This window comes from Micromonospora aurantiaca ATCC 27029, from assembly GCF_000145235.1.
Taxonomy (GTDB): Bacteria; Actinomycetota; Actinomycetes; order Mycobacteriales; family Micromonosporaceae; genus Micromonospora; species Micromonospora aurantiaca.
The window spans coordinates 2,385,386-2,410,291 of sequence record NC_014391.1 but is presented as its reverse complement, the minus strand read 5'-3'; the positions used below and the strand labels follow the sequence as shown (position 1 = coordinate 2,410,291).

Sequence of the window (24,906 nt, the reverse complement as noted above, 5' to 3'; positions counted from 1 at the left end):
GTCACCTACCCGGTCCGAACTCCGGCGAGCACGCGGTCGGCGAAGTCCGCGCCCGCGTCCGGCGGCGGCACGAGCTGGACGTAGAGCAGACCGGCGCGGCCGGTGGCCGGCCCGGCCGCCTCGACGATCATCGGGCGGCCGGTGGGGCAGGTGTACGTGACCACCGTCCACTCGACGCCACCCTGCCGGCTGCGGCGCGGCGGGGCCGCGGCACAGTCCGCGTGGGCCCGTCCGGCGAGGAAGGCCGCCGGGTCGGCACGACGCGTCTCGCCGCTGGCGAGGCCGACGAAGGCGCCGGGCAGCGTGGGGTCGGCCGCCCAGTTCCCGGGGTCCGGGGAGATCACCAGCGCCGGTTCGAGGTCACCGTCGTCGCCGTACCGTCCCGCCCAGCCGGTCCCCTCGGCCCGCCAGCCGGCCGGCAGGACCACTGTCAGCGGCCCGCTGCGGCCCACCGCACCCGCCGGGGCGGGGTGGACCGCGTCCGCCGCGCACGTGCCGGCGACGGCGAGCGCCACCGCGACCCCGGCGACGAGCCGGCCCGGGTGCGGTGCCCACCCCGCCCGCACGGCAGCGGGCCCACCCGTCACCGCGCGCCGCAGCGCCTGCCGGAACGCGTCCGCGTCCGGGTAGCGGTCGGCCGGGCGCACGGCGGTCGCGGTGCGCAGCACCGTGTCCACGGCGGCGGGCACCCCGGCCCGCAGCCGCGAGCCGGCCGCCCGGCCGTCGGCCGCACCGCCCGGTGGCCGATCCCGGCCGAGCAGCCGCAGTCCGAGGCGGCCCAGCCCGAACACGTCGGCGCGGGTGTCGACCACGGCGAGTGGATCGTCCTGCTCCGGCGCCATGTAGCCGGGCGTGCCGGCCCGGGCGGTCAGCCCGGAGGCGGAGGCGAGCGCCTTGGCCAGCCCGAGATCGGCGATCAGCACCCGGTCGCCGCCGGGCGCCGAGTGGAACAGGACGTTGCTCGGCGTCAGGTCACGGTGCACCACCCGGTGCCGGTGCAGCACCGCAACGCCGGCCGCGATCTCGTCGAGGACCGTCAGGGCCCGCCCCACCGGCAGCGGGCCGCGGGTCAGGCGGTCCCGCAGGCTGCCGCCGTCCGCCCAGGCCAGCACGGCGTACGGGCGGCCGTCGGGCAACTCCCCCACGGCGTGCACCCGGACCAGGCGGTGGTGGTCCAGCTTCCGCAGCAACCGCGCCTCGTCGAGGAACCGTTCCCGCACCCGCAGGTCGTGGCTCCAGTTCTCGGCCAGAACCTTGACCGCCACCCGGTCCGCGAGCGCCGGGTCGTACGCGAGCCAGACCGTGGCGAAGGACCCCGTCCCGAGCAGACGCTCCACCCGGTACGCCCCGATCCGCGCCGGCGTGATCATCGCACCACCTCCGGGACCGCCACCCGGACCATCACGTCGACGGTAGACGATGGACCGAACCGAACCGGTCCGGGCGGAGACCAACAGGACAGGAGAACCCGACCGAAGGAGATCCGCCATGAACCGTCTCCCGTCCACCATCCTCGCCGGCTTGCTGGCGCTGACCGGGATCGCGCCGGTCGCCGTCGGCGCACCGGCCGCCTCCGCCGCTCCCGCGCACTCGGCGACCGCCGCCCGCGGCGACGGCACGCCGGCCCGCGTCCGGCCGACCGTCGCGGAGAACGAGGTGCTCAGCGTCCGTGGCGCCGGCCCGTACCGCATCGGAGCCCGGCTGGACCGGCTCGTCGCGGCCGGACTGATCGACTGGACGGCGCCCGGCTGCCCCGGAGTGGTGCACGCCGGTGCCACCGGCTCCTGGGCCGGGGCGATCCTGCTGGCCTTCCGGGACGGCCGGCTCGTGTCAGTGGGCACGGCCACCGCCCCGCCGCGCTCCCCGGCCGGCGGGTCGGTCGGGATGTCCTTCGCCGAGTTGGAGCGCATCTACGGACCGCGCGGCGGCATGATCCGCAACGACGCGGGTGACGCCGAGGCGTACCTGGTCCGGTTCGGGTCGCGGGTCGAGCTGTTCAGCGACCACCCGATCCGGCCCGGTGCCGGCTTCTACGAGGCCGGTGTGGCGTCGTACGTCGAGCGGTCGTTCCGGCAGGGCTGCTGCTGAGCGACGCCGGGGCCCGCCGGACGCGGGCCCGGCCGGCGCGCCGGGCCCGCGCTCAGGCCGCCGACCGCCACTGGCGGGCCAGCAGCGCGTAGACCACCTCGTCGGTCCACTCCCCCTTGACGAACTCGTTCTCCCGCAGGTGCGCCTCCCGGCGCATGCCCAGCCGCTCCAGCACCCGGGCCGAGGCGGTGTTGCGGGCGTCCAGCCGGCCCACGATCCGGTGCAGCCCCAGCCCGTCGAAGCCGATCCGCAGCAGCTCCCGGGCCGCCTCGGTGGTGTACCCCCGGCCGGTGTGCGCGGGGTGCGCCACGTACCCGATCTCGCCCTGCCGGTGCTCCCCGCTCGTCCAGCTCAGCAGCACGTCGCCGAGGAACTCGCCGGTGTCCGCCAGCGTCACCGCCAGGTTGAGCACGTCGCCGGGGGCGCGCAGCGCGGTCCGCCGGACCAGCCGGTCGATCGCGGCCCGGGCGGCGGCGTCGTCGTACGGCTGGTGGTAGAGGTAGCGGGTCACCTCCGGGCGGCCCCGGTAGTCCCGGACCACGGCGAGGTCGTCGGTGGTGAAGGCGCGCAGCAGCAGGCGCTCGGTGCGTATCGGCAGATCGGGCACGAACACCCCGGCAGGCTACGTCGCGGCTGTCGTCCGGCCCACCCGATTACGCCCCGGGCACCGCACCGGGCGCGGCGGTGGCATGGTCGTACGGTGAGCACCGCACCCACCACCGCCTGGCGCCGGCCGGCTCCCACGGCCCCGCAGTTGCGCGCCGACCTCTGGGTCGGACTCGCGGTCACCGTGCTGGCCCTGTTCGAGCTGACCCTGGCGCGCAGCACCGGGGCCTTCCTGCTCGGCCCGCCGCCGAGCCTCGCCGAGCAGGTCTGGTGGACCGTGGCGGTGACCGCCCCGCTGGCCGTACGGCGGCGGTGGCCCGCCGCCGTCGCGGTGGTCGTCTCGATCGCGTTCATCGCCGGGCAGGCGCGGGCGGTCCCGCTCGCCCAGCTCCCGTCGGGCGCGCTGTTCGCGGCCCTCTTCACGCTCGGCGCGTGGGGTGCCGACCGGCGGCTGGCCGGGCGGCTGCGGGCCGGCGTCATCGTGGCGATGTTCGGCTGGCTCGCGCTGTCCCTCGCGCTGCGGGCCGACCAGATCTCGGCGGCCTCCTTCGCCGACGCCGCCGGTCCGGTGCCGCCGGTGCTCGCCGCCGTGGTGAACGGCGTCTTCTACAACGTGCTGTTCTTCGGGTTCGCCTACTACTCCGGGCAGACCGCCTGGGTGGCCGCGCGTCGCCGGCACGAACTGCGGGAGCAGGCCGAGCAACTGCGCCGCTCACAGGTCGAGGCGCGCGAGCGCGCGGTGATGGGCGAGCGGGTCCGCATCGCCCGCGAGCTGCACGACGTGGTCGCCCACCACGTGTCGGTGATGGGCGTGCAGGCCGCCGCGTGCCGGCGCGTGTTCGACCGTGACCGCGACAAGGCGCGGACCGCCCTGGCCGCGATCGAGGAGACGGCCCGCACCTCGGTCGACGAACTGCGCCGGATGCTCGGCGTGCTGCGCGACCCGGACGCCGCGGCCGGCGCGACCACGCCGGAGGACACCGCCGGCATCGACCAGGTCGCCGCGCTCGTCGACCGGGCCCGGGACACCGGGCTGCGGGCCGAACTCGGTGTGTACGGGGAACCGGCGCCGCTGCCCCGCTCGGTGTCGCAGGCGGCGTACCGGATCGTGCAGGAGGCGGTGACGAACGTGGTCAAGCACGCTCACGCCACCACGCTGGACGTGCGCATCCGCTATCTGGCGAGGGAACTGGAGATCGACGTGAGCGACGACGGACACGGGGGCGTACCCGAGGCCGGGGCCGGGCTGGGCCTGATCGGCATGCGGGAGCGGGTCGCCGCGCACGGCGGTGAGGTGGAGGCCGGGCCGCGTCCCGGCGGCGGGTTCCGGGTCCGGGCCCGCATGCCGCTGCCGGTCGAGGCCGCCGGGCGGGCGGCGTGAGCGCCCCGGTGCGGGTGCTGCTCGTCGACGACCAGCACCTGGTCCGGACCGGATTCCGGGTGATCCTGGAGGTCGAGGACGACATCGAGGTGGTCGGCGAGGCCGCCGACGGGCAGCGCGCCGTCTCGATGGCGACCGCGCTTCGGCCGGACGTCGTGCTGATGGATGTGGAGATGCCGGTGCTCGACGGGCTGGAGGCCACCCGCCGGATCACCGCCGACGCGACGCCGGGCGGGCCGGCGGTGCTCATCCTCACCACGTTCGACAGGGACGACTACCTCTTCGCCGCGTTGCGCGCCGGGGCGAGCGGTTTCCTGCTCAAGAACGGCACCCCGGAGGACCTGATCGACGCGGTCCGGGTGGTGGCGCGCGGCGAGGGACTGATCGCACCGGCGCTCACCCGGCGGGTGATCTCCACATTCGCCCGGCCCGGGGCGGCGCCGCCGGACCCCCGGCACGACGCGGCCACCGCGGACCTGACCCCGCGCGAGCGGGAGGTGCTGGAACTGGTGGCGCGCGGGGCCAGCAACGCCGAGATCGCGGACGTGCTGCACGTCGGCGAGGCGACTGTGAAGACCCACGTCAGCCGCGTCCTGGCCAAACTCGGGCTGCGCGACCGGGTGCAGGCGGTGGTGTTCGCGTACGAGCACGGGGTGGTGCGGCCCGGCGGGTGACGCCCGTCCGCCGCGCGACGGACCCGATGATCGCCCCGTGGTGGGACGACGGGAGCGGGGGCCGGCCGTAGCGTCGGGATCATGACAAGCGTGCTCCGCCTCGACGGCGTCGACCGCAGCTTCGGCGGCCGTCAGGTGCTCAAGGACGTCTCCTTCGACGTGACCGCAGGGCGCATGACCGGATTCGTCGGCGGCAACGGCGCCGGCAAGACCACCACCATGCGGATCATCCTCGGCGTGCTCGCCCCGGACGCCGGGCAGGTGACGTGGCGGGGGCGGCCGCTCGCGCGCGAGGCCCGGACCCGGTTCGGCTACATGCCGGAGGAACGCGGCCTCTACCCGAAGATGACCCCCCGCGAGCAGGTGGTTCACCTCGGCCGCCTGTACGGGCTGGACGCCGCCGGGGCGCGCCGGCGTACCGACGCGCTGCTGGAGCGGGTCGGTCTCGGCGAGCGGGCCGACGACCTGCTGGAGACGCTGTCGCTGGGTAACCAGCAGCGGGCGCAGATCGCCGCCGCGCTGGTGCACGACCCGGAGGTGCTGATCCTGGACGAGCCGTTCTCCGGGCTCGACCCGCTCGCCGTCGACATGGTGGTGGCGGTGCTGCGGGAACGCGCCGCCGCCGGAGCGCCGGTGCTGTTCTCCAGCCACCAGCTCGACGTGGTGGAACGGCTCTGCGACGACCTGGTGCTCATCGCGGGCGGGACGATCCGGGCCGCCGGCGCCCGCGAGGAGCTGCGCGCCGCGTACACGCTGCCCCGGTTCTCGCTCGTGGTGGACGGCGACGCCGGCTGGCTGCGCGACCAGCCCGGCGTGCGACTGGTCGACCTCGACGGCGCCCGCGCCGTGTTCGAGGTGGACCCGCCCGCCGACGACCAGGCGGTGCTGCGCGCGGCCCTGGCCCGCGGCCCGGTGCGCGCGTTCGGCCCGGTCACCCCGTCCCTCGCCGAGATCTTCCGAGAGGTCAACCAGTGAACACGTTCCAGGCCACCCGGCTGGTCGCGGCCCGCGAGATCAAGGTCAAGGTCCGCGACAAGACGTTCCTCTACAGCACGCTGATCTTCCTGCTGCTCGCCGTCGTCGCCACAGTGGTGCCGGCGATGATGAGCAGCGGTCCGTCCACTGTGGCGGTGACCGCCGCCGGTGCCGAACCGCTGCGCGCGGCGGGGCTGGACGTCCTCGTGGTCGCCGACGACGGCGCCGCCGAGCAGGCGGTACGCGACGGCGACGCGGACGCCGCGGTGGTGGCCGGTCCGCTCGTGGTCGCCGACGAGCGGGCCCCGGACGACGTGGTCTCCGCGCTCAGCGCGGCCCCGCAGGTGAAGCTGCTGGACCCGGACGCGGTGGATCCGCTCGTCGCGTACCTGGTGCCGTTCGCCTTCGCGTTCGTCTTCTTCTTCATGTCCCAGACGTTCGGATTGCAGATCGCGCAGAGCGTCACCGAGGAGAAGCAGACCCGGATCGTGGAGATCCTGGTGGCCGCCGTGCCGGCCCGGGCGCTGCTGGCCGGCAAGATCCTCGCCGCGGGCGCGCTGGCGCTGGGACAGATCACCCTGATCGCGGCAGTCGCGCTGATCGGCATGCGCCTGACCGACGGCGGCGACCTGCTGGGCCTGATCGCGCCCGCGATCGGCTGGTTCGTGCCGTTCTTCCTGTGCGGCTTCCTGCTGCTCGCGGCGATGTGGGCGGCCGCCGGTGCGCTGGTGAACCGGCAGGAGGACATCGCCGGGGCGTCCACGCCGGTGCAGCTCGCGGTGATGGCGCCGTTCTTCGCGGTGATCTTCCTGAACGACAACGCCGCCGCGATGCGGATCCTGTCGTACCTGCCGATCTCCTCGCCGACCGCGATGCCGGTACGGCTGTTCACCGGCGACGCGGCGCCGTGGGAGCCGATCGTGTCGCTGGCGCTGCTGCTGCTCGCGGCCGCCGGGTTCCTGCTCGCCGGGGCGCGGATCTACGAGGGTTCGCTGCTGCGCACCAACGGGCGGACCTCGGTGCGGGCGGCGTGGCGGCAGCGCGAACCGATCGGCTGACCGTCCGAGACGCCGAGCGCCGGCCACCCCGTGATCCGGGGGGCCGGCGCTCGGCACGTCGGGCGGGATCAGCCGACGGCGGCCATGACCTCGTCGGAGACGTCGAAGTTGGCGTAGACGTTCTGCACGTCGTCGCAGTCCTCCAGCACGTCGATCAGCTTGAAGATCTTGCGCGCGCCCTCCTCGTCCAGCGGCACGTTCACGCTGGGGATGAGGGAGGACTCGGCCGACTCGTACTCGATGCCGGCGTCCTGCAGCGCGGTGCGGACCGCGACCAGGTCACCCGGCTCGGAGACCACCTCGTACGCCTCGCCGAGGTCGTTGACCTCCTCCGCGCCCGCGTCGAGCACGGCCATCATCACGTCGTCCTCGCTGGTGCCGGCCTTGGGGACGATCACCACGCCCTTGCGGGAGAACATGTACGACACCGAGCCGGCGTCGGCCAGCGAGCCGCCGTTGCGGGTAAGGGCGGTGCGCACCTCGGTCGCGGCGCGGTTGCGGTTGTCGGTGAGGCACTCGATCAGCATCGCCACGCCGTTCGGCCCGTAGCCCTCGTACATGATCGTCTGCCAGTCGGCGCCGCCAGCTTCCAGGCCGGAGCCGCGCTTGACCGCGCGATCGATGTTGTCGTTCGGGACCGAGTTCTTCTTCGCCTTCTGGATGGCGTCGTAGAGAGTCGGGTTGCCGGCCGGGTCACCACCGCCGGTACGGGCCGCCACCTCGACGTTCTTGATCAGCTTGGCGAACATCTTGCCGCGCTTGGCGTCGATGACCGCCTTCTTGTGCTTGGTCGTCGCCCACTTTGAGTGGCCGGACATCTGTTACCTCCGTTGCTACCCGCCGTCTGCATCGACCGCACCGCACACGCCCCGCTCCCCCGCCGGCGCACGTCGAGGTGCCGTGATCTTCGCTGGGAGCCGCGGCGGGCTGATGGCCCTGCCGAATCTCGGCAATCCTACCGGCGAGGGCCGGGTGACTGTCACGCGCCGCACGGCACCGGCCCGCCCGAGGCCGCCCGAACCGGCACAACCAGGGACGGACCGGATGCTCAGGAGGCGGCCCGGACGAGTTCCACGAAGGACCGGTGCAGGCGCAGGTCGCCGGTCAGCTCGGGGTGGAACGACGTGGCCAGCAGGTTGCCCTGCCGTACCGCGACGATCCGGCCCGCCGCCGGCCCTTCGGTCACCCGGCCGAGCACCTCGACGTCCGGGCCGACGCGCTCCACCCAGGGCGCCCTGATGAACACCGCGTGGAACGGCCCGCCGTCGACGCCGGTGAGCGCCACCGGCGCCTCGAACGAGTCGACCTGGCGGCCGAACGCGTTGCGCCGCACCGTCATGTCGACGCCGGCGAATCCGCGCTGGTCGGGGCGGCCGTCCAGCACCTCCGCCGCCAGCATGATCATGCCGGCGCAGGAGCCGTAGACCGGCATGCCGGCGGCGATCCGCTTGTCGATCGGCTCGCGCATCTCGAAGATGTCCACCAGCTTGCTGATCGTGGTCGACTCGCCGCCGGGCACCACCAGGCCGTCGACCGCGTCCAGCTCGCCCGGCCGCCGCACCGGCCGGGCGTCCGCACCCACCCCGGCCAGCGCGGCGACGTGCTCGCGTACGTCGCCCTGCAGGGCGAGCACGCCGATCACCGGTACGGCCACGATGCTCCCTCCGGGGTGTTAAAAGGGGGCCCCGCCTCTACCGCAGGCGTTAACAGGGGGCCCTTCCTTGCACTCACCAGCCGCGCTCGGCCAGGCGGTGCGGCTGGGGGATCTCGTCGACGTTGATGCCGACCATCGCCTCGCCCAGCCCCCGGGAGACCTTCGCGAGCACGTCCGGGTCGTCGTGGAACGTGGTCGCCTTGACGATCGCGGCGGCCCGCTGGGCCGGGTTGCCGGACTTGAAGATGCCCGAGCCGACGAAGACGCCCTCGGCGCCGAGCTGCATCATCATGGCCGCGTCCGCAGGGGTCGCGATGCCGCCCGCGGTGAACAGCACGACCGGCAGCTTGCCCTGCTCGGCGACCTCCTTGACCAGCTCGTACGGGGCCTGGAGCTCCTTGGCCGCGACGTACAGCTCGTCGGAGGGCAGCGACTGGAGCCGGCGGATCTCCTGCCGGATCTTGCGCATGTGGGTGGTGGCGTTGGAGACGTCACCGGTGCCCGCCTCGCCCTTCGAGCGGATCATCGCGGCGCCCTCGGTGATCCGGCGCAGCGCTTCGCCCAGGTTCGTCGCACCGCACACGAACGGGACGGTGAACGCCCACTTGTCGATGTGGTTGGCGTAGTCGGCCGGGGTCAGCACCTCGGACTCGTCGACGTAGTCGACGCCGAGGGCCTGGAGGACCTGCGCCTCGACGAAGTGGCCGATGCGGGCCTTGGCCATCACCGGGATCGAGACGGCCTGGATGATGCCGTCGATCATGTCCGGGTCGCTCATCCGGGACACGCCGCCCTGCGCGCGGATGTCGGCCGGCACGCGTTCCAGGGCCATCACGGCGACCGCGCCGGCGTCCTCGGCGATCTTCGCCTGCTCGGGGGTGACCACATCCATGATCACACCGCCCTTGAGCATCTCGGCCATGCCGCGCTTGACGCGGGCGGTGCCGACGGCGGTGGCGGTGGTCGGGGCTGCGGATTCAGACACGGGACATCGCTCCTCGGCGTGCTCGGGAGGTGACTGCGCAGGAATGCTACGACCGGCACGGCGCCGATCCGAGCGCCAATCGAACCCCCGGTGGCCTGCCGTGTGGCCCCCGTCACGGCCGGTGCGTCAGCCGGTGGTCACATCCGCGTGCGAGGCCAGCGTGGGGTCGTCGATGTCGAAGTAGCGCGGCCACTCCCGTCCGCGTCCCATCCGGAACAGCCGCACCACCGGACGCCCCCGCGCCGAGCGGGCGTCCCGGACCAGGTCGGTGTGCACCTGCCGGGCCAGCCCCAGCCGCCTGCTGGCCGCGATCACCGCCGCGCAGGCCGGGTCGTCCGGGTCCAGCCGCACCGCGCGCAACTGCCGGGTCAGGTCGTTCTCGGCCGCCTCGCGCTCCTCCGGGGCGGCGTCCAGCGCGATCCGGGCGGCGGCGTACAGCTCCACGCCGTACCGCTGCTCGGCCAGGACCGCGGCGGCGGCCGCGCGGCGCAGCAGGTGCGCGTCGAGCGCGCGGGCCGCCGAGTCCGCGCGGACCTGGAGCCGCTGCACCCGGCCGGAGGTCCAGATCAGGTACGCCGAGAGCAGCCCGAGCACCGCGACCGCGCCCACCACCCACCACATGCCCGGCATCGTAGTGCTGCTCCTCATCCCGGCCGGCCGGCGCGGTGCACCGGTCGACGCGCTCGTCACAGCGGCCGCAGCGGCCACAGCGGTCAGCCCAGACCCGCCCACTCCTGGTCCATGACCCGGCCGTCGGTGGCCTCGATCGCGGCTGCGTATACCTCCAGAACGCGGCGGGCAACCACGGGCCAGTCGAAATTCGCCACCACCTGGTCGCCGCAGGCGGTCAGCCCGGCCCGGCGGCCGTCGTCGTCGAGCAGCTCGGACAGCGCGGCGCCCAGCGCGGCCGCGTCGCCGGTCGGGAACAGCCGGCCGGCCCGCCCGCCGTCGAGCACCCTGCGGAACGCGTCCAGGTCGCTGGCGACCACCGTGGTGCCGGCGGCGAGCGCCTCGGTGAGGATCATCCCGAAGGACTCCCCTCCGGTGTTCGGTGCGACGTAGAGGTGCACGCTGCGCAGCATGCGTGCCTTGTCCGCCTCGGAGACCAGGCCGAGGAACGTGACCCGGTCGCGCAGCCCGGCCGGGAACCGCCCGTACAGCTCGTCGGCATCACCCGGGCCGGCGACCAGCAGGCGCAGGCCGGGGCGGTGCGGAGCCAGCGCGACGAACGCGTCCCGCAGGATCGGGAAGCCCTTGCGCGGCTCGGTGAAGCGGCCCAGGAACCCCAGCGTGCCGCCGGTGCCCGGGGCACACTCCCCCGGCCAGCCCGGCAGCGGCGGCACCCCGGCGAACTTCGCCACCGCCACCCCGTTGGGGATCTCCACCGCGCCGCCGTCCATGTGCTCGACCTGCACCTTGCGGGCCAGCGCACTGACCGCGATCCGGGCGGTGATCCGCTCCAGCACGATCTGGAGCACGCCCTGCGCGGCCGACATCACCCGGGAGCGGGTCATCGCGGTGTGGAAGGTGGCCACCACCGGGCCGCGGGCGCAGAGCACCGCCAGCATCGACAGGCTCGGCGTGAGCGGCTCGTGCACGTGCAGCACGTCGAACTCGCCACGGGTGATCCAGCGGCGCACCCGGGCGGTGGAGACCGGGCCGAACGCGATCCGGGCCACCGACCCGTTGTACGGCAGCGGCACCGCCCGGCCGGCCGACACCACGTACGGCGGCAGCGCCGAATCCTCGTCGGCGGGTGCCAGGACGCTCACCTCGTGACCGAGCCCGAGCAGCGCCTCGGCCAGGTCCATGACGTGGTTCTGCACGCCGCCCGGCACGTCGAACGAGTACGGGCACACGATGCCGATACGCACTGCGCCCCCCCTAGACCGTCCCGGTGGTGGCCGGTGGCTGCGCCGACGTGGGCGTACCGTCCCGGCCCTGGTCCAGCCACATCCGCTGCAACATGTGCCAGTCTTGCGGATGCCGGGCGATGCCCGCCGCCAGACCGTCGGCAATCCGCTGCGTCACCGTGCGGACCCGCTCGTCGAGCGGCGCGCTGTCCGGGTCCGGCAGCGGCAGCGGGCCCTCGATCGAGGCGCACGCCGCGTCCGGTTCGTACCACATCGAGGCCACGTAGAGCGGGGCGCCGGTCCGGATGGCCAGCAGCGCCGGCCCGGCCGGCATCCGGGTCCGGCCGCCGAAGAAGTCGACCTCCACGCCCCGGGCGGACAGGTCCCGGTCGGCGAGCAGGGGCACCACGTAGCCGGCGCGCAGGCGGTCCACCAGCACGTCGAACGCGGGACGCGGGCCGCCGTGGTTGGGCAGGATCTCCATTCCCAGCCCTTCCCGGAACCCGACGAACCGCTCGTAGACGCCGTCCGGAAGCCGCTCAGCCACCGTGGTCATCGGCCAGCCGGTGGCAGCCACCCAGGCGCCCGCGGCATCCCAGTTGCCGGCGTGCGGCAGCGCCACCACGGCGCCCCGCCCGGCGGCCACGTCGGCGGCGAGCAGTTCCTGCCCGTCGAGGCGGAACCCGGCGAGGATCTCGGTGCGGCTCAGGCCGGGCAGCCGGAACGCCTCCATCCAGTACCGGGCGTACGAGCGCAGCCCGGCACGCACCAGCACGTCCAGCTCCGCGTCGGGCATCTCCGGTCCGACCACCCGGCGCAGGTTGGCGCGCAGTCGACGCGTACCCCCGCCGTCCTTGCGGTGGGCGCGGTCGGCGCCCACCCGGAAGGCCGCCGCCGCGACGGGCCGGGGCAGCGCCCGGACCAGGCGCCAGCCCGCGACGAAGCCCGCCTCGGTGAGGTTCACTCGGCGCCGACCCGCTGGGCCTGGCGGTACACGTGGGCCATCCGCTGGCCCACCGTGAAGATCGAGACGGCGGCGAGCAGCCAGAGCGCGATCTCCAGCGCCGGACGGACCCCGACGCCGGTGAGCAGGCCGCCGACGCCGACGATGAGCAGCCGCTCGGTGCGCTCGGCGATGCCCACGTTGCAGGTCATCCCGAGGCCCTCGGCGCGCGCCTTGACGTAGGAGACCAGACCGCCCGCGGCCAGGCAGATCAGCGCCGCTGCCACGCCCGAGTAGTCGTGCTCGGTGGCCAGCCAGTACGCGACCGCGCCGAACACCGCGCTGTCGGCGACCCGGTCCATGCTCGAGTCGAGGAACGCCCCGAACCGGGTCGACCCGCCGCTCATCCGCGCCATCGTGCCGTCGAGCAGATCGGTGAGGGCGAAGACCGTGACGATCAGCGCGCCGGCGACCAGATGGCCGCGCGCGCCGAAGCCGAGCGCGCCCACGAGCACGCCGACGGTGCCGGTCACGGTGACCGCATTGGGGGACACGCCCGCACGCAGCAGCGCGCGGGCGACCGGCTCCACGACGCGGGTCATGCCCGCGCGGGCCGTCACTTGGAAGATCTTCGCCATGGCGGTCCCACGATAACGGCCCGCAACCGCCAGGGACACAGCCGGGCGTACGACCCGCCCGGCGGCCCTTGTGCGGGCACCCCTGCGGGTGTGAGATCGAGCCAGGAGGTGAGCCAGTTCACCGGATCACCGGTCCGCGTTCCCGTCCAGCAGGAGATCACCGGAAGATACCGCCGCGGCGCCCGTCCCGGGTCCGCTCCCCCGTCGCCCGCGGCGGTCGCCACCACCACCGGTTGAGGGAGGTGCGCCGCGATGGCGCAGAAGAACGAGAAGGGTGTCACCGGCGGCGCGCCGGTGGTGACCGAGCCCGGCAGGGTTCGCAACGTGGTGCTCGTCGGGCACTCCGGTGCCGGCAAGACGACGCTCGTCGAGGCGCTGCTGGCCGCCAGTGGCACGATCGGCCGGGCCGGCGCCGTCACCGAGGGCACCACCGTCTGCGACCACGACCCCGCCGCCGTACGCCAGCAGCGTTCGGTGAGCCTGGCGTGCGCCCCGCTGGTGCACCGCGACGTCAAGGTCAACCTGCTGGACACCCCGGGATACGGCGACTTCGTCGGCGAGCTGCGCGCCGGGCTGCGCGCCGCCGACGCGGCCCTGTTCGTGGTCTCCGCCGTCGACGGCATGGACGCCGCCACGGCCGCCCTCTGGGAGGAGTGCGCCGCCGTCGACATGCCCCGGGCGGTGGCCGTCTCCCGGCTGGACCACCCGCGCGCCGACTTCGACGAGGCCGTGGCGCTGTGCCAGCGGGTCTTCGGCGACAACGTGCTCCCGCTCTACCTGCCCATGCTCGGCGACGACGGCGAGTCGGTGGCCGGGCTGATGGGGCTGATCACCCGCCGGGTGTTCGACTACTCCGGCGGGCTGCCCGCGGCGGTACGCGAGCCGGACCCGCAGCACCTGCCGGCCATCCAGGAGTCCCGCGACGAGCTGATCGAGGGGATCATCGCGGAGAGCGAGGACGAGACCCTGATGGACCGCTACCTCGGCGGTGAGGAGATCGACCCCGAGGTGCTGATCACCGACCTGGAGACTGCTGTCGCCCGCGGCCACTTCTACCCGGTGGTGCCGGTGTGCGCGGAGACCGGCGTCGGCCTGGACGCGCTGCTCGACGGCCTGGTCGCGGCGTTCCCGTCGCCGCTGGAGCACGACCTGCCCGCCGTCACCGGTGTGGACGGCTCGCCCCGCCCGCCGCTGACCTGCGACCCGGACGGCCCGCTCGTCGCCGAGGTGGTCAAGACGACTGTCGACCGGCACGTCGGGCGGGTCTCGCTGGTGCGCGTCTTCTCCGGCACGCTCCGCCCCGACCAGGTGATCCACGTGTCGGGCCACGGCATGGCCGAGCGCGGCCACCCGGACCACGACGCCGACGAGCGGGTCGGCCACGTCTACAGCCCGCTGGGGGCGACGCTGCGCGAGGTGCCCGCCTGCGTCGCCGGTGATCTGTGCGCGATCACCAAGTCGGGCAGCGCGGAGACCGGCGACACCATCTCGGCCAAGGACGACCCGCTGCTGATCGCGCCCTGGGAGATGCCGGAGCCGCTGCTGCCGGTGGCGATCGTGGCGCGCAGCCGGGCCGACGAGGACGCGCTGGCCCGCAACCTGTCCCGGCTGGTCGCCGGCGACCCGACGCTGCGGCTCGAACGCAACCCGGAGACCCACCAGCTTGTGCTCTGGTGCATGGGCGAGGCGCACGCCGACGTGGTGCTCGACCGGCTGCGCGGCGGCGGCGTCGAACTGGACACCGAACCGGTCCGGGTGCCGCTGCGCGAGACGTTCACCGCCGCCGCGCGCGGGCACGGCCGGCACGTCAAGCAGTCCGGCGGCCACGGCCAGTACGCGGTCTGCGACATCGAGGTGGAGCCGCTGCCCCGGGGCTCAGGCTTCGAGTTCGTCGACCGGGTGGTCGGCGGCGCGGTCCCGCACAACTACATCCCCTCGGTGGAGAAGGGGGTACGGGCGCAGATGGAACGCGGCCTGATCGCCGGCTGCCCGGTGGTCGACCTGCGGGTCACGCTGGTCGACGGCAAGGCGCACAGCGTCGACTCCTCCGACGCGGCGTTCCAGACCGCGGGCGCGCTGGCGCTGCGCGACGCCGCCGAGAAGGGCCAGCCGGCGCTGCTGGAGCCGGTCGACGAGATCACCGTACGGGTGCCCGACTCGTCGGTCGGCGCGGTGATGGGCGACCTGTCCGGGCGGCGTGGCCGGGTGCTCGGCACCGAGCCGGACCCTGATGCCGAGGGCCGCACGCTCGTCCGCGCCGAGGTGCCCGCGACCGAACTGCTGCGGTACGCGGTCGAGCTGCGCTCGATGACGGCCGGCACCGGCACGTTCCGCCGCGAGTTCGCCCGCCACGACCCCATGCCCGCCCACCTCGCCGACCAGGCCCGCAAGGAGTCCACCACCCGCTGACCCCGCCGCCCTCCCCCACCCGCGCCCGCCCTCCCCCGCCCTCCCCCGCGATCTTGCACTTGCGACCCCCGCAAAGGGGGCATTCCCGACAACATGCGGGCCACAACTGCAAGATCGCGCCGACGAGGGCGGGTCGGCGCGGGGACTGTGTAGATCTTGGTAGGAAGTGGCCCCTATGGGGGCGCTTTCGTACCAAGATCTGTGGCGTCTCAGGGGTCGGGAGGCGAATCTCGTCGGGCGGGTGGATCGGCTCGGGCGGGTGGATCGGCTGGCTTGGTCAGGGGCGGACGGCGGGGACCGGGGGCATCGGCCAGTGGGGGCGGTCGGCGTCCCGGAGCGCGGCCGAGCGTACCGCCGCCAGTTGCCGCTCCACCTCGGCGAAGTGGTCCGGGGCGAGCGGGCCCCGGGCCAGCGCGGCCGCGTTCTCCTCGACCTGCGCGACGGTACGGGCACCGGGGATCGGCACGGCCCGGTCGCTGCGCGCCCAGATCCACCCGATCGCCCCCTGGGCCAGGGTGCGTCCGTCGGCGGTCAGCGCGTCGCGCACGGCGGCGACCCGGCGCAGCCACTCCGGGGCGGGCCGGCCGCTGCGGAACCACTCCAGCCAGGTCGGCCCGAGTCCGCGTACGTCGTCGCGGGGCAGCGTGGACTCCGGCGTGTACTTGCCGGTGAGCAGACCCATACCGAGCGGCCCCCGGGCGAGGCCGGCGAGGTCGTGCTTGTCGCAGACGTCGAGCATGGCCGGGGCGTCCCGGAGCACCGACAGCGCGTGCTGCACGGCGGCGGCGCCGCGGGCGACCTGCGCGAAGGCAGCGGCCCGGTCGGCCCGGTCGGTGCTCCACCCGTACGCCCGGATCAGGCCGGCGTCGACCAGGTCGTCGAGCGTGCCGATGAGCGCCTCGGCCCGGGGCAGCGGCAGGTCGCCCAGGTGCAGTTGGTAGAGGTCGATGCGGTCGGTGCCCAGCCGGCGCAGCGAGCCGGTGACCGCCCGGCGCAGATAGTGCGGCGAGGCGTTCTCGCCGGTGGCCTGCCGGGTCCGCTCGTCGAACGTGTAACCGAACTTCGTGGCGATCACCGCCTCGTCACGCCGGCCGGCGAGCGCCCGGCCGAGCACCCGCTCGCCGTGCCCGGCGCCGTACGTGTCGGCGGTGTCGAACAGGGTGACGCCGAGGTCGAGCGCGCGGCGGACGGCGCGTACCGACTCGTCGTCGTCGACCCGGCCCCAGCCCAGCGGCCGGGCACCCTCGGCCCACGGGCCGCCGATCGCCCAGCACCCCATGCCGAGGGCGCTCACCTCGATGCCGCTGCGCCCCAACTGTCGCGTGTCGACTGCCACCGCCGCATCCTGTCACCTTCCCGGCGTACACGGGCCGATTCCTGACCCCTGAGCAAGGTCGCGGTCACGCCGCGTGACACCCGGCGGTGCACGGTCGTGGTGAACGCGATATGCCTCAGAGTCATGAATATGCCTCTGAGGCATATCGGTCCGCGGTCGTCCCTTCGATCCGGCTCCGATGAGGAACGCCGCCCGGCGAGCCGTCAGCGCGCGTAGGCCAGCAGTACCGGCTCGTCCTGACCCGGCCAGGCGCCGGCGAGGCCGCCCGCCTCCGGCACGTCGGCCGGTACGGGCCGCCGGACCACCGCCAGCTCGACGTCCCCCACCCGGACCACCGTCACGCCGCCGTCAACCGGACCATCCGGAACCGGAGCAGCCGAAACCGCGCCGGCCGAAACCGGACCAGCCAAAACCGGACCCGTCGGCACCGGACGGGCGGTACGGCTGCCGGTCAGCGTCATGCTCACCGGGCGCACCTCGCGCTTCCCGTCGACCTCGAAGTACTCCTCGGCCTGACCGGCGTCGGCGAGCACGGCGGCGGCCAGCAGCGGCGCGTACACCGGGTCGCCGCAGGCGTCGTACGCCCAGCGGCGGCCGAGCACCGAGTGCTCGATGACGCCCACCAGGTGCTCGTCCGCCCCGGCCAGCGGCGCGCCCCGGTAGGTCAGCGGCACCTGGAGCACCGGGCCGTCACCGGCGCGCACGAGCAGCGTCTCGATGCCGACCTCGCCGGCCGGGTCGTCGAACCGGTACGCCGCGACGCGGGTGACCGGCGCGCCGGCCTCGCCGGCGAACCACTGCCGGCCGGGCAGCCAGCCGGCGAGCAGCTCCAGTTTCGAGGGGCGCAGTTCCGCGCGGTGCAGGAGAGCCATGCGCGAGATCGTACTGTCGGGGCGGGCCCCCGTCAGGCCGCCGCCCACGCCTTGGCGAGCAGCTCCCGGGTGTCGGCGAGCAGTTGCGGCAGCACCTTCGTCCGGCCGATCACCGGCATGAAGTTGGCGTCGCCGCCCCAGCGCGGCACCACGTGCTGGTGCAGGTGCGCGGCGATGCCCGCGCCCGCCACGCCACCCTGGTTCATGCCAAGGTTGAAGCCGTGCGCGCTGGAGACGTGCCGGACCACCCGCATGGCGGCCTTGGTGAACGCGGCCAGCTCGACCGTCTCCGGCTCGTCCAGCTCGGTGTAGTCGGCCACGTGCCGGTAGGGGCAGACCAGCAGGTGCCCCGGGTTGTACGGGTAGAGGTTGAGCACAGCGAAGACGTGCTCGCCCCGGGCGACCACCAGGCTCTCCTCGGCCGGCAGGCCGGGCGCGAGGCAGAACGGGCAGCCGGCCGGCTTCTCGTAGCCGCCCTCGGGACGGTCCTCGCCGGAGATGTAGGTCATCCGGTGCGGCGTCCAGAGCCGGTCCAGCCCGTCCGCCAGACCGTCGTCGCCGCCGTACCCGGTGTGCCGCTCCGCCCCTGTCACACAGGCGATCCTACGATCCGGGCCGGGTCGCCGCCGAACCGCGCCGCCGCCCGGCGGCGCGGTCGCCGGAGCGTCTACTCGGCGGCGGTGGCGGTGGGACCGGCGTTGGTGCGCGACTCCACCACCTCGCGGACGTGCGCCACCGCCTCGTCGACCGGTACGCCGTTGCGCTGCGAGCCGTCCCGGTAGCGGAACGAGACGGTGCCGGCGGCCACGTCGTCGTCACCGGCGATCACCATGAACGGGATCTTCTGCTGCTGCGCGTTGCGGATCTTCTTCTGCATCCGCTCGTCGCCCAGGTCGACCTCGGCCCGGATGCCGTGCCGGCGCAGCGTCGCGGCGAAGTCGACCAGGTAGTCGCCGTGCTCGTCGCGGATCGGGATGCCGACCACCTGCACCGGCGCCAGCCAGGCCGGGAACGCGCCCGCGTAGTGCTCGGTGAGCACGCCGATGAACCGCTCGATCGACCCGAACTTGGCGCAGTGGATCATCACCGGCTGCTGCCGGGTGCCGTCGGCGGCCTGGTACTCCAGCCCGAAGCCCTTGGGCTGGTTGAAGTCGTACTGGATGGTCGACATCTGCCAGGTCCGGCCGATCGCGTCCTTGGCCTGCACGGAGATCTTCGGGCCGTAGAACGCCGCGCCGCCCGGGTCCGGCACCAGTTCCAGGCCGGTCTCCAGCCCGCACTGCTCCAGTACGGCGGTCGCGGTCGCCCAGTCGGAGTCGGAGCCGACGAACTTGTCCGGCTTCGACTCGTCGCGGGTCGACAGCTCCAGGTAGAAGTCGTCGATGCCGAAATCACGCAGCAGGCTGAGCACGAAGCCGAGCAGGTGCTTGATCTCGGACGGCGCCTGCTCGCGGGTGCAGTAGGAGTGCGAGTCGTCCTGGGTGAAGCCGCGTACCCGGGTCAGGCCGTGGATGACGCCCGACTTCTCGTACCGGTAGACCGTCCCGAACTCGAACAGGCGGATCGGCAGTTGCCGGTAGGACCGCCCGCGCGACCGGTAGATCAGGTTGTGCATCGGGCAGTTCATGGCCTTGAGGTAGTAGTCGCTGCCCTCCATCTCCATGGGCGGGAACATCGTGTCCTTGTAGTAGGGCAGGTGTCCCGAGGTGTGGAAGAGACCTTCCTTGGAGATGTGCGGCGTGCCGACGTAGTCGAAGCCCTCCTCGACGTGCCGCGCGCGGACGTAGTCCTCCATCACCCGCTTGAGCACGCCGCCCTTGGGGTGGAAGACCGGCAGGCCGGACCCGATCTCGTCGGGGAAGCTGAACAGGTCGAGGTCCGCGCCGAGCTTGCGGTGGTCGCGGCGGGCGGCCTCCTCCAGAAGCTTCAGGTACGCCTTGAGCTCGTCCCGGGTCGGCCACGCCGTGCCGTACACGCGCTGGAGCTGCGGGTTCTTCTCCGACCCGCGCCAGTACGCGGCGGCCGAGCGCATCAGCTTGAACGCGCCGATCAGCCGGGTGTTCGGCAGGTGCGGGCCCCGGCACAGGTCCGACCAGCAGACCTTGTCCTCGTTCGCGGCGAGGTTGTCGTAGATGGTCAGCTCGCCGCCGCCCACCTCCATCACCTCGGAGGAGTCCAGCCCCTCCCCCTTGACCTCGATCAGCTCCAGCTTGTACGGCTCGGCGGCCAGCTCGGACCGCGCCTCGTCCAGGTCGGCGAACCGGCGGCGGCGGAACCGCTGGCCGGACTTGACGATCTCCTGCATGCGCTTCTCGAGCTTGGTCAGGTCGTCCGGCTGGAACGGCTTGTCGACGCCGAAGTCGTAGTAGAAGCCGTTCTCGATCGGCGGGCCGATGCCGAGCTTGGCGTCCGGGAAGACGTCCTGCACGGCCTGGGCCAGCACGTGGGCGGTGGAGTGGCGCAGCACGTTCAGCCCGTCCGGGCTGTCCAGCGTGACCGGCTCGACCGCGACGTCCTCGGCCGGGCGCCAGTCCAGGTCACGCAGCTGGCCCTGCGGATCGCGGACCACCACGATCGCCTTCGGCCCGCTCATCGGCAGGCCGGCCGCGGCCACCGCGTCGGCCGCCGTGGTCCCGGCGGCGACGACGACGGGGTCGGCCACGACGGGGGTACGGGGTGCGGACACGGTGACTCCTGTCGTCGACGGTACTGGTGGGCCGGTGACCGGCCCCTGCGATGCTATCGGTCGCCCGGACCCGGACCGCCGCCGACGCCGGTGCCCGTCCTCGGCGAGTTCCGTGCCGTGTTGAACCTTTTCGCCCCGCCGCCCGAACTACCAGGTGGGGCCGGAGCCGGTGCCGACCCCAGCCGAGAAGGATGGGGACGACCATGAGGATGATCCGTCAGGGCCGGTGGGCGGCTGCGCTGCTGGCGGCCGTACTCGCCGGGACGGTGGGCTGGCCGGGCGCGGCGAACGCGGCCGGGGTGACCGTCACGACCTCGCCCGCCCAGGTACGCCAGGGCGACGCGATCGAACTGTCGGTGCTGGTCCCGGCGGACAAGCCCGGCACCCGGACCACCCGGATCGAGCTGACCATGCCCGCGGACGCCCCGATCGGCGAGGTGTACCCGCTGTCGGTGCCGGACTGGGCGCCGACCATCACGACCCGCACGCTCGACCAGCCGGTCCCCGGCATGCACGCGGCCGAACTGAACCAGGTGACCCACTCGGTGAGCTGGCTGCGGATGCCCGGCACCGGCACCGGGGCGGCCCGGCTGCCGCTGGGCATGGGACCGATGCCCGCCACCGACCGGCTCACGTTCACCGTGACGCAGACGTACGACGACGGCACTGTGGTCCGATGGGCGGACCCGGCGGGTGGCGCGCACCCCGCGCCGACGCTCGACCTGCTGCCGCCGCTGCCGGGCACCGTGACGCACGACGGCGGCGCCGGTACGAACGGCGGCGCGCACGGCGGTCACGGCGCCGCGGGTGCCCCCGGCGATGCCGGTGGGGCGCAGGGCGGCGCACCGGGCGGCACGGCACCGGCGGCCGGTGCGGCGGACGACGGGCCGAGCGCGGACCTGCTGCTCGGCGGCGGCCTGCTCGCCGGGCTGGCCGGTGGCGCGGCGATCGGCTGGCTGCTCAGCCGCCGCCGGCGCGACACCATGACCCTCCCGCCCGACGACAGCCCTTCCCCCGACGAGCCCGCCGCCACCGGACGCCCGGACACGGACCCCCGCTCCGGCTCCCCCGAGCCGGCCCCCGCCCCCGCCGCCGACGTCCCCGCGACCGTCGAGCCCGTCCCCGCTGGTGGTGCGCGCCGGAACGCATGATCGACTCCACCTCGCCGAGGTGGCTGCATCCCTCCGCCGCCGACCCCGCCACTTCCCCGAACCGGCGCGCGCACCCACGACCACCACGGCCGGCGAGGGAGGGCGGGCGGTCAGGCGGGAGTGGGGAGCCAGGTGGGGAGCGGCTCGCGGGCGGTCAGCCAGCCCTCCGGCACGCCGCCCGGCGCGCCCACCCCGGTGTACGCGGCAACGATCCCGCCCACGATCGCGGCTGTGGTGTCCACGTCGCCGCCCGCCTCGACGCAGGCGCGGATCGCGGCGGGGTAGTCGTGCAGCAGCGTGGCGGCGACCCACAGCGTGAACGGCACGGTGTCCTGCGCGGTGACCCGGGAGCCGTTGCCGAGCGCGTCGGCCGCCTCGGCGGCGGAGTGACCGAGCAGCGCGGCGGCCCGGCGTACGCCCCGGTGCACCTCACCGGCCGGGTCGAGCGCCCCGGCGACGGCGGTGAGCAGCCGGGCCGGGTCGGGGCGGCCGCCGTCGAGGCGGGCGCGGGCGGCGAGCGCGGCGGCGACCGCGACCGCCACCGCACCGGCGACGCCCTCCGGGTGGGCGTGTGTCACCTCGGCGGAGGCGCGGGCCTGCTCGGCGGCGCGGCGGGTGGAATCGGCGTGCCAGGCGCCGAGCGGCGCGACACGCATGGCGGCGCCGTTGCCGCAGGAGCCCTGCCCGTCGAACGCGGACGCGGCGGCCACCGGCCAGGGCGTGCCGGTGCGGATCAGCCGCAGCACCGTCACCGCGCCCGGCCCGTACCCCCGGTACGGCTCGCAGCGCTGCGCGAACGCCAGCGCCAGCCGGTCCCGGTCGATGCGGCCGTCGGCGGCCAGCTCGGCCACCACCGAGCACGCCATCTCGGTGTCGTCGGTCCACTCCCACGGCGGCGCGGGCAGCCGCCCGGCGGCGAGGTCGTCCGGGTGCCGGCCGGGGACGAAGAACTGGGAGCCGAGGGCGTCGCCCACCGACAGGCCGGCCAGCGCGTCGCGGGCGAGCGTGAGGCGGGTGTCGGGGAAGAGCGTGAACGTCATCGCCGTCCCAGCTTGCCCGGTTGGCCGGACCGCCGCAACGCGACCGGCTTGCCACGCCGAGTACGGTGCTGACGTGGCAACCGTCCTGCTGGTCGAAGACGACCACGTCGTGCGCGGCGCCATGCTGCGGTCGCTGACCGACCGCGGGCACGCGGTGCACGCGGTCGGCACCGCGCTGGACGCACTGCGCCGGGTCGCCGCGGAGACGCCGGACCTGGTGGTGCTCGACCTCGGCCTGCCCGACCTGGACGGCTCGGACGCGCTGCGCATGCTGCGCGGCATCACCGATGTGCCGATCATCATCGCCACCGCCCGCGACGACGAGCAGTCGGTGGTACGGCTCCTGCGCGCCGGGGCGGACGACTACATGGTCAAGCCGTTCACCGGGGCGCACCTGGACGCCCGGATCACCACTGTGCTGCGGCGGGCCGGCCGGGCCAGCCGTACCGTCGCGCCGGCCGTGCACACGGTCGGCGGCCTGCGGGTGGACGTGGGCGAGCGCAGCGCGGTGCTGGACGGGGAGGCGCTGGCCCTGACCCGCAAGGAATTCGACCTGCTGGCGTATCTCGCCGCGCGTCCCGGCCGGGTAGTGTCCCGGCGGGAACTCTTGGAGGAGGTATGGCGGCAGCCATCGGTCGGCGAGGACCAGACCATCGACGTTCACCTGTACTGGCTCCGCCGCAAAATGGGCGAGTCCGCGGCGAAGCCGCGCTACCTGCGCACCGTGCGGGGGGTCGGCTTCCGGCTGGTGGCGCCGGACTGAGGTTCAGCCTCGCCGGGCTCACCGCGGGGCTGTGCGGCCTGATCGCGCTCGCCTTCCTCGTCCCGCTCGGGCTCACCCTCGCCGACCGCACCCGGGAGGCGGAACTGGCCGACGCCGCCCGCCGGGCCGCGCTGGTGACCGGCGCGCTGGCGGTCAGCACGGACACCGCGACGATCGAACGGGCGGTGGCCGCCGCGGCCGGCGACGATCCGGCCATGCGGCCGGTCGTGCACGGCATCGGCGCTGACGAGTCGGCCGGCCGCGCGAACCCGCAGGTGCTCGCCGACGCCGCCGCGCAGCGGCGGTCGGTGGTGACCGAGGTGGACGGCGGGGTGCTGCGGCTGGACCCGGTGGTGCTGGGTGACCGGGTCGCCGTGGTGGAGGTCTTCGTCCCCGACGAGGTGCTCGACTCCGGCGGCGGCGGGCGGTGGCTGCTGCTGCTCGCGATCGGCCTGGCGCTGGTCGGCGCGGCGGTCGCCGTGGTCGACCGGGTGGCGGCCCGGGCCGTGGACGCCACCGGCGACCTGGTCAAGGCGGCGCTCGCGGTGGGTGACGGCGAGCTGGGGGTACGGGTCGAGCCGACCGGCCCGCGTGAGCTGGCCGAGGCCGGGCACGCGTTCAACCGGATGACGGAACGACTGGTGGCGCTGCGCGCCGACGAGCACGAACTGGTCGCCGACCTGTCGCACCGGCTGCGTACGCCGCTGACCGCGCTGCGGCTGGACGCCGAGGCGCTGGAGTCCGACGACACGAGCATCGGCACGTTCAGCGAGGCGGAGCTGGACCGGCGGCGCGGCATCCGGCGTATCCGGCAGGCGATCGTCACGCTGGAGGGCGAGGTCGACCAGCTCATCAAGACGACCCGCAAGGCGGTCGCCCAGGAGTCGGCGCCGGCGTCGTGCGACGTGAGCGAGGTGGTCCGGGACCGGATGGTCTTCTGGTCGGCGCTGGCGGGTGACCAGAACCGGCCGCACCGGGTGGTCGGTGCGCAGTTGCGGATCCCGGCGCCGGTGCCCCGCGCCGAGCTGGCCGCCGCGCTGGACGCGGTGATCGGCAACGTGTTCCGGTACACGCCGCAGGGCACCGCGTTCGAGGTGGCGGTGAGCCGCCGGGACGGCTGGGTGGCGATCCGCATCGACGACGCCGGGGCCGGCATCGCCGACCCGGACCGGGCGTTGCGCCGGGGCGAGAGCGACAAGGGCTCCACCGGGCTCGGGCTGGACATCGCCAAGCGGGTCGCGTTGCAGGCGAACGGTTCGGTGAGCATCGACCGGGCCCGGCTCGGCGGGGCGAGTGTGGTGATGCTGCTGGCCGACCCGGACGCGGCGCCCCGGCCGGTGAACCGGTTCGGGCTGGTCGGGCGGATGGCCCGGGAGGCACGCGAGCCGCGTCCGGGGCGGCGCTGGCCGCGCCCGCGCTGACCGCTGACTGTGTACGGGCGCAAGTTCTCCTTAAAGGTGGTTTAACGACGGCCGGAAAACCGGCGTGAACTGCCAGGATCGCTGACAGAACCCATCAGTTCCGTCGGCCGGGACGCCCCGTAAGACCTTCCGGCCGACGGATCATGCGCGCGGCGGGAGTCCGGTCCCCCCACACCTCGCTCCCGTCGCGCGCGCTCTCCCGTCGATCCCGGGCGCGAGGTGACCGTCATGCCACCGGCCGTCAGTCGTCTGCTCCGCTGGGCCGCCGTCATCGGCCTGGGCATCGCACTCACGCTCGCGGTCTGGCAGGACCCGGTGCTCGCGCACGGTCCCGTCCGGCCCGTGCCCGTCGCTCCCGGTCCCACTGCCGCGC

23 protein-coding genes are annotated in these 24,906 nt (G+C 74.3%); 9 read left to right on the top strand and 14 right to left on the bottom strand.

The genetic code is table 11. The features are described 5' to 3' along the window. Positions 1–5: 5 nt before the first annotated feature. The gene (locus tag MICAU_RS11315; protein ID WP_013285443.1) at positions 6–1,370 is read right to left on the bottom strand and encodes a serine/threonine-protein kinase; all 1,365 of its coding nucleotides are present in this window, start codon (positions 1,368–1,370) and stop codon (positions 6–8) included. Positions 1,371–1,488: 118 nt separating this feature from the next. Here MICAU_RS11315 and MICAU_RS11310 point away from each other — a divergent pair, with 118 nt between their 5' ends. After that, complete coding sequence (locus MICAU_RS11310; protein WP_013285442.1) at positions 1,489–2,088, top strand: hypothetical protein; 600 nt, start codon at positions 1,489–1,491, stop codon at positions 2,086–2,088. 52 nt (positions 2,089–2,140) lie between these two features. On the opposite strand, the gene MICAU_RS11305 is transcribed toward MICAU_RS11310, so the two are convergent. Then, positions 2,141–2,701, bottom strand: coding sequence for a GNAT family N-acetyltransferase (locus MICAU_RS11305; protein WP_013285441.1), 561 nt, complete (start codon positions 2,699–2,701; stop codon positions 2,141–2,143). Positions 2,702–2,788: 87 nt separating this feature from the next. On the opposite strand from MICAU_RS11305, the gene MICAU_RS11300 reads away from it, so the two are divergent. The 4 genes from MICAU_RS11300 (at position 2,789) to MICAU_RS11285 (ending at position 6,782) form a co-directional block, all read left to right on the top strand. After that, positions 2,789–4,075 carry a sensor histidine kinase gene (locus MICAU_RS11300; RefSeq protein ID WP_013285440.1) on the top strand — a complete coding sequence of 429 codons (1,287 nt, stop codon included), beginning with the start codon at positions 2,789–2,791 and terminating at the stop codon, positions 4,073–4,075. Further along, on the top strand, positions 4,072–4,749 hold the full coding sequence (locus MICAU_RS11295; protein WP_013285439.1) for a response regulator: 678 nt from the start codon (positions 4,072–4,074) through the stop codon (positions 4,747–4,749). The genes MICAU_RS11300 and MICAU_RS11295 overlap by 4 nt, the downstream gene beginning before the upstream one ends. A gap of 81 nt (positions 4,750–4,830) precedes the next feature. Beyond that, positions 4,831–5,724, top strand: a complete 894-nt coding sequence (locus MICAU_RS11290; protein ID WP_013285438.1) for an ABC transporter ATP-binding protein — start codon at positions 4,831–4,833, stop codon at positions 5,722–5,724. Next, a complete protein-coding gene (locus tag MICAU_RS11285) occupies positions 5,721–6,782 on the top strand; it encodes an ABC transporter permease (RefSeq protein WP_013285437.1) in 1,062 nt (353 codons plus the stop codon). The genes MICAU_RS11290 and MICAU_RS11285 overlap by 4 nt, the downstream gene beginning before the upstream one ends. Before the next feature lie 68 nt (positions 6,783–6,850). Here the strand turns inward: MICAU_RS11285 and MICAU_RS11280 are convergent, their stop codons facing one another. The 7 genes from MICAU_RS11280 to pgsA all read right to left on the bottom strand — a co-directional run bounded on the left by MICAU_RS11280 (position 6,851) and on the right by pgsA (position 12,855). Beyond that, positions 6,851–7,600, bottom strand: a complete 750-nt coding sequence (locus MICAU_RS11280) for a YebC/PmpR family DNA-binding transcriptional regulator (RefSeq protein ID WP_013285436.1) — start codon at positions 7,598–7,600, stop codon at positions 6,851–6,853. Between the two features lie 230 nt (positions 7,601–7,830). Then, positions 7,831–8,436 carry a pyridoxal 5'-phosphate synthase glutaminase subunit PdxT gene (gene pdxT, locus MICAU_RS11275; RefSeq protein ID WP_013285435.1) on the bottom strand — a complete coding sequence of 202 codons (606 nt, stop codon included), beginning with the start codon at positions 8,434–8,436 and terminating at the stop codon, positions 7,831–7,833. Positions 8,437–8,509: 73 nt separating this feature from the next. Then, positions 8,510–9,421 carry a pyridoxal 5'-phosphate synthase lyase subunit PdxS gene (pdxS, locus tag MICAU_RS11270; RefSeq protein ID WP_013285434.1) on the bottom strand — a complete coding sequence of 304 codons (912 nt, stop codon included), beginning with the start codon at positions 9,419–9,421 and terminating at the stop codon, positions 8,510–8,512. A 126-nt stretch (positions 9,422–9,547) separates the two neighbouring features. Then, on the bottom strand, positions 9,548–10,051 hold the full coding sequence (locus tag MICAU_RS11265) for a hypothetical protein (RefSeq protein WP_013285433.1): 504 nt from the start codon (positions 10,049–10,051) through the stop codon (positions 9,548–9,550). 83 nt (positions 10,052–10,134) lie between these two features. Further along, on the bottom strand, positions 10,135–11,295 hold the full coding sequence (locus tag MICAU_RS11260; protein ID WP_013285432.1) for a glycosyltransferase family 4 protein: 1,161 nt from the start codon (positions 11,293–11,295) through the stop codon (positions 10,135–10,137). A 10-nt stretch (positions 11,296–11,305) separates the two neighbouring features. Further along, positions 11,306–12,238, bottom strand: coding sequence for a phosphatidylinositol mannoside acyltransferase (locus MICAU_RS11255; protein ID WP_013285431.1), 933 nt, complete (start codon positions 12,236–12,238; stop codon positions 11,306–11,308). Further along, on the bottom strand, positions 12,235–12,855 hold the full coding sequence (gene pgsA / locus MICAU_RS11250) for a phosphatidylinositol phosphate synthase (RefSeq protein WP_013285430.1): 621 nt from the start codon (positions 12,853–12,855) through the stop codon (positions 12,235–12,237). The genes MICAU_RS11255 and pgsA overlap by 4 nt, the downstream gene beginning before the upstream one ends. 252 nt (positions 12,856–13,107) lie before the next feature. Between pgsA and MICAU_RS11245 the strand changes: the two genes are divergently transcribed. Continuing rightward, on the top strand, positions 13,108–15,264 hold the full coding sequence (locus MICAU_RS11245; protein ID WP_013285429.1) for an elongation factor G-like protein EF-G2: 2,157 nt from the start codon (positions 13,108–13,110) through the stop codon (positions 15,262–15,264). A 277-nt stretch (positions 15,265–15,541) separates the two neighbouring features. On the opposite strand, the gene MICAU_RS11240 is transcribed toward MICAU_RS11245, so the two are convergent. The 4 genes from MICAU_RS11240 to thrS form a co-directional block, all read right to left on the bottom strand. Next, a complete protein-coding gene (locus tag MICAU_RS11240) occupies positions 15,542–16,543 on the bottom strand; it encodes an aldo/keto reductase (protein WP_049794875.1) in 1,002 nt (333 codons plus the stop codon). Positions 16,544–16,803: 260 nt separating this feature from the next. After that, positions 16,804–17,472, bottom strand: coding sequence for a CG0192-related protein (locus MICAU_RS11235; protein WP_013285427.1), 669 nt, complete (start codon positions 17,470–17,472; stop codon positions 16,804–16,806). Between the two features lie 32 nt (positions 17,473–17,504). Then, positions 17,505–18,065 (bottom strand): HIT family protein, encoded by a 561-nt coding sequence (locus tag MICAU_RS11230; RefSeq protein WP_013285426.1) that lies wholly within the window; start codon positions 18,063–18,065, stop codon positions 17,505–17,507. 74 nt (positions 18,066–18,139) lie between these two features. Next, on the bottom strand, positions 18,140–20,158 hold the full coding sequence (gene thrS, locus MICAU_RS11225; RefSeq protein ID WP_013285425.1) for a threonine--tRNA ligase: 2,019 nt from the start codon (positions 20,156–20,158) through the stop codon (positions 18,140–18,142). Positions 20,159–20,361: 203 nt separating this feature from the next. On the opposite strand from thrS, the gene MICAU_RS33430 reads away from it, so the two are divergent. Continuing rightward, complete coding sequence (locus MICAU_RS33430) at positions 20,362–21,309, top strand: DUF1775 domain-containing protein (RefSeq protein ID WP_013285424.1); 948 nt, start codon at positions 20,362–20,364, stop codon at positions 21,307–21,309. A gap of 110 nt (positions 21,310–21,419) precedes the next feature. On the opposite strand, the gene MICAU_RS11215 is transcribed toward MICAU_RS33430, so the two are convergent. After that, complete coding sequence (locus MICAU_RS11215) at positions 21,420–22,349, bottom strand: ADP-ribosylglycohydrolase family protein (protein ID WP_013285423.1); 930 nt, start codon at positions 22,347–22,349, stop codon at positions 21,420–21,422. 73 nt (positions 22,350–22,422) lie between these two features. Between MICAU_RS11215 and MICAU_RS11210 the strand changes: the two genes are divergently transcribed. Together MICAU_RS11210 and MICAU_RS11205 are read left to right on the top strand one after the other, a co-directional pair. Beyond that, the gene (locus MICAU_RS11210) at positions 22,423–23,112 is read left to right on the top strand and encodes a response regulator transcription factor (RefSeq protein WP_013285422.1); all 690 of its coding nucleotides are present in this window, start codon (positions 22,423–22,425) and stop codon (positions 23,110–23,112) included. A gap of 29 nt (positions 23,113–23,141) precedes the next feature. Next, positions 23,142–24,533 carry a HAMP domain-containing sensor histidine kinase gene (locus MICAU_RS11205; RefSeq protein WP_030270308.1) on the top strand — a complete coding sequence of 464 codons (1,392 nt, stop codon included), beginning with the start codon at positions 23,142–23,144 and terminating at the stop codon, positions 24,531–24,533. Positions 24,534–24,906 lie beyond the last annotated feature (373 nt).